Annotated in this window: 2 protein-coding genes; one reads left to right on the top strand and one right to left on the bottom strand. The window is 44.4% G+C overall.

Annotated features, from left to right (window positions below):
- The first annotated feature begins 517 nt into the window (after positions 1 to 517).
- Positions 518 to 1,798 (top strand): hypothetical protein, encoded by a 1,281-nt coding sequence (locus ACRJJO_RS21830; RefSeq protein ID WP_431067666.1) that lies wholly within the window; start codon positions 518 to 520, stop codon positions 1,796 to 1,798.
- A gap of 402 nt (positions 1,799 to 2,200) precedes the next feature.
- Here the strand turns inward: ACRJJO_RS21830 and ACRJJO_RS21825 are convergent, their stop codons facing one another.
- On the bottom strand, positions 2,201 to 3,265 hold the full coding sequence (locus ACRJJO_RS21825; protein ID WP_431067665.1) for an OmpA family protein: 1,065 nt from the start codon (positions 3,263 to 3,265) through the stop codon (positions 2,201 to 2,203).
- Positions 3,266 to 3,696 lie beyond the last annotated feature (431 nt).

Here is a 3,696-nt window from a genome sequence, read left to right as displayed (position 1 = left end):
GGTCTCAGGAAGCTGGAGCTTCCGGGGTGTCTTTCCCAAGCTGGAGCTTGGGAAAGAGCGTGAAAAACTTATATTTCCGCACAATAACTAAATAACTTATTGTTTTTATTAATTATAGTTAAGCCGACAGCAAAGCGCTCATGTCCGTTAAATGACAAAAACCTTAAGTTTCTTGCGGATAGGGCTTGCATAAAAAAAGCTAAAGCGCTATTAATTTGAAAACTCAACCAGCAACACCTCTTTTCTATAACAAAATAAACTAAAGATTCGGTCATAAATAACTTCCTATTTTTAATGCAGGGCAAGCAGGTTCGGTTGCTCGATTGACAGGTGTCGGCGGCAGGGCAGATTTTTGCTCCTGCAAAATCTGCATTCATGCCATCCTTGGCAATCAGATTCCGCCGTCAAGCCTACATGAATGTATTCACGGCGTCCTGTCAAGCGAGTTACCGAACCCGCTACAAAACTCATAGTTCCAGGAAGTTATTTTTCACGAAATCCTAAGAGGTAGTAGACTATGAAAACAACACTAATCGTAACGGTTACACTGATTATCGGTGTCATAGCGTACTTGGTTTACCGTCCCAACACTCATGATACCTCATCGGACTATACCGTTCTTCAGCATGTAGAGGCATGCAAGGCTGAGCTTGGGATCACCCGAAAATTGCCGGTGCTCTCATGTTTAGACGGCACACAAGTGCCTATTTATGTCGACAAAAAAGAAATTCAAGAAGATAACTGGGAAAAACTCCTCTCAAACTCGAAAAGATGCGACAACCCTCATTGGCTAGGCGGCGATATGGGCTGCTGGACCTACTCGCATTTACAAATTAAGCAACTCGACGACGACAGCATCATGGTGCTCAACTGCCGGCAAAAAGGGAGTCAATTCGAAAAAGATTGGTTTCGAAAAACCAAAGCCAATCTCGGCATGAACCAGCAGCAAAGAAAAGAACGCTTTGAGAAAGCGTCTAGCGCCGAGAAAACCGAACTTTATTATCTTTACAATACTTTTAACGATATCGGCCTTATCCTGCGGAATACAAAAACAGGACAAAGTTGTTATCTCACTCAATATGGCGAAGCAGTGGTCGGTTTTTTGCCGCCCCTTGATGCCCCCCTTCCCAGCAAGGACGATTATTTAAATCAATACAATTCGGAGCAAGCACGACCTCCGAAAGACTTTCCTCAGGATCTTTGGTACCGGGATGCCAATCAAGCTTTTAAATCGCCGGAGTTTACCGCGGAAGCCGGTTGCGTTGCCTGCCACAATGCGCACGGCTTTAAATACAGTCCGTACATTAATTCGAAACACGGCCTACCGGATATTTACACGATGGCACCTCTACCCTTTTTAGCGGTTGGCAAGCCTTTTCAAAACTTCTTCAATAAACATCATATTCTCCAGATTACAACCGACCCTATCGATGGCGAGCAGCAACTCTGTACTCAGTGCCATAAAATGACGACCTCTGGAACTTGCGGTTATAGTTTTGAATTTGCCACGGGACATCCGGACAAAACGCTGAGCACCTGGCTAACTTCGGGTCCGAACGAAAGAAACTGGATGCCGCCTATTGCCGCGGCCCCGGCTCTGATAAAAAAACATGTCGCCGCAATGAAATGCTGTTGCGACAACCCTCAGTCTCAAGGATGCAAAAGCCGCAAATTCGGCCCGACTCTTGCCGACCTTCCTAAAGGTTTCCATGAAGGCAAAGGTTGGGTTAGCGGCCAAGAGCCTGGCCTTTGTAAAGACATTATGGAGTCCTATCAATGGAATGCCAATAAATTTTGACTCCTTTCCAAGATATTGTTATTGCATCGATTTTTAGAGGAAATTAGATGGATTGTTGCTCTTCGTCTAATGCCGTTTTGACGACCCGCGGATGGGAATCAACTTAAGGAAATAACGCGTCATTCCACTAGGATCAGGAAGCCGGAGCTTCCGGTTCCGGGGTGTCTTTCCCAAGCTGGAGTTAGGGAAAGAGCGTGATGCGGATTGGCCGTTTTTAGCTTGATCCGTATGAGTGGAAATCCCAAAAATAAAAAAACCCGCTCGAAAGCGGGTTTTTTATATTCAAAACCGATGAAATTATTACTTAACCCAGCCCTAACATTTGGTGAGCATAAGTAATTGAAAGTTAATAATCATATTCAATATCATAATCCATCGTCACTTCAAATTGTAAAGGCTGGATTAATTTTCCATCCAGATCAATTCTACACGGCGATTTTGAACTCGACCTGCCTCGGTTCTATTATCGGCAATGGGACGATTGGGGCCGTAACCTTTAGCGTGCATACTGTCGGTTACCCCTTTAGCTTTCAGGTAATCAACAACCGATTGCGACCGGCGCTCAGACAATCTCATGTTGTAGTTGTAGCCACCTTCACTACTGGCATGACCTTGAACTTCGATTTCTTTTTCTTGCGGATAGGCAATCAACTTTTCAGCGACTCCATCTAAAATTATCTTTGCTTGTTCAGTCAGCTCGGCAGAATCGAACCTAAAGTTAACCCCTTTGAGCTCGATACTAATAGGGCAGCCTTGCGCATCAACCTTACTACCGGGAATAGTACCCGGGCATTTATCCAAACAATCGTTAACGCCGTCACCATCCGAATCTAGGGTCGAACAATCCGGAGCAGCCGGCTCAGGCTCGAATTTCACAGGTGTAAAAGCCGCTTTCGGTTTTTCTCCGAACGGAATCACAAAGCCGACATTGACGGTCATGTCATGATATTCCTCGGTACCGGGACGCAGATTGGCGTTGAGGTTATTGTTGTAACGATAACGCACATCACTCCGCAATAGGAAGTTATCATGCAATTCGTAAGTAAAACCGACACCGCCTTCGCCGGTAATAGAAGCTGCGCTATCACCTGGCACGCTGGTATTCATGCCGCCGATGCCGGCAACGATATATGGCGAAAAGGTATCGCGAAAAAAGTAATATTGCAGATCCGCTGAACCGCCGGTTAAATCCCAACGCCCATTGGTTTGACCTGTTTCGCCATTATTGTAGCCACTGAAACCTTGGTAAAAACCTCTCAACTCGACGTTGAAATGGTCGTTGAGCATTTTCCCAAAACCCATACCGCCGCCCCAACCGTCTTTAGCGCCCCGGTCGCCGCCTGATTTAATGAAGGTGCCGAATGGCGCAACATACCAACGATCATCTTGCGGCTCCTCGGCCCAGGCCGAAGGAATGGCGGCAAATCCTGCCAATAAAGCACTAGCCATTATTTTTTTTAAACACATAACAACCTCTAAATTGAATAAAAACCTTCAACAAACCGGGGGTCTTGATAGGAATGACCGATATGAAAAATGGTTACTTTTTAAGAAAAACTCAAGTTGCATGCAATTTTAACTAAGTCCGTTGTATTTTTACAACAAATACCTGTCGTATTTATACAACTTCAAGTCGCGTATAGTTTACATTATTATTTTGCTATCAACGCATTTTTTATTTAATAAACATTATTTATCAATAGCAATAGACTCTAAATTTAATATTTTGTTTAGCTAATTAAATGTTTTGTTATCGCCACGCCAAGATTGTATTTTTTTCGCAACAACAAACAAAATAACAGGCTTTATATATGCCGTGAAGTAATTATTCACACCCCTATCATTCCCACGCTCCGGCGTGGGAATGAAGACCGAGACGCTCTAGCGTCTCGTACCGC

The organism is Methylotuvimicrobium sp., from assembly GCF_050611805.1.
Classification (GTDB): Bacteria; Pseudomonadota; Gammaproteobacteria; order Methylococcales; family Methylomonadaceae; genus Methylotuvimicrobium.
Note: the sequence above shows the minus strand (reverse complement) of the source record. Positions and strands in the feature narration are given on the sequence as shown.

What these genes read in the sequence shown, in the direction of transcription:
- ACRJJO_RS21830 (WP_431067666.1), top strand. Translation starts at nt 518, where the DNA reads ATGAAAACAACACTAATCGTAACGGTTACACTGATTATCGGTGTCATA.
- ACRJJO_RS21825 (WP_431067665.1), bottom strand. Translation starts at nt 3,265, where the DNA reads ATGTGTTTAAAAAAAATAATGGCTAGTGCTTTATTGGCAGGATTTGCC.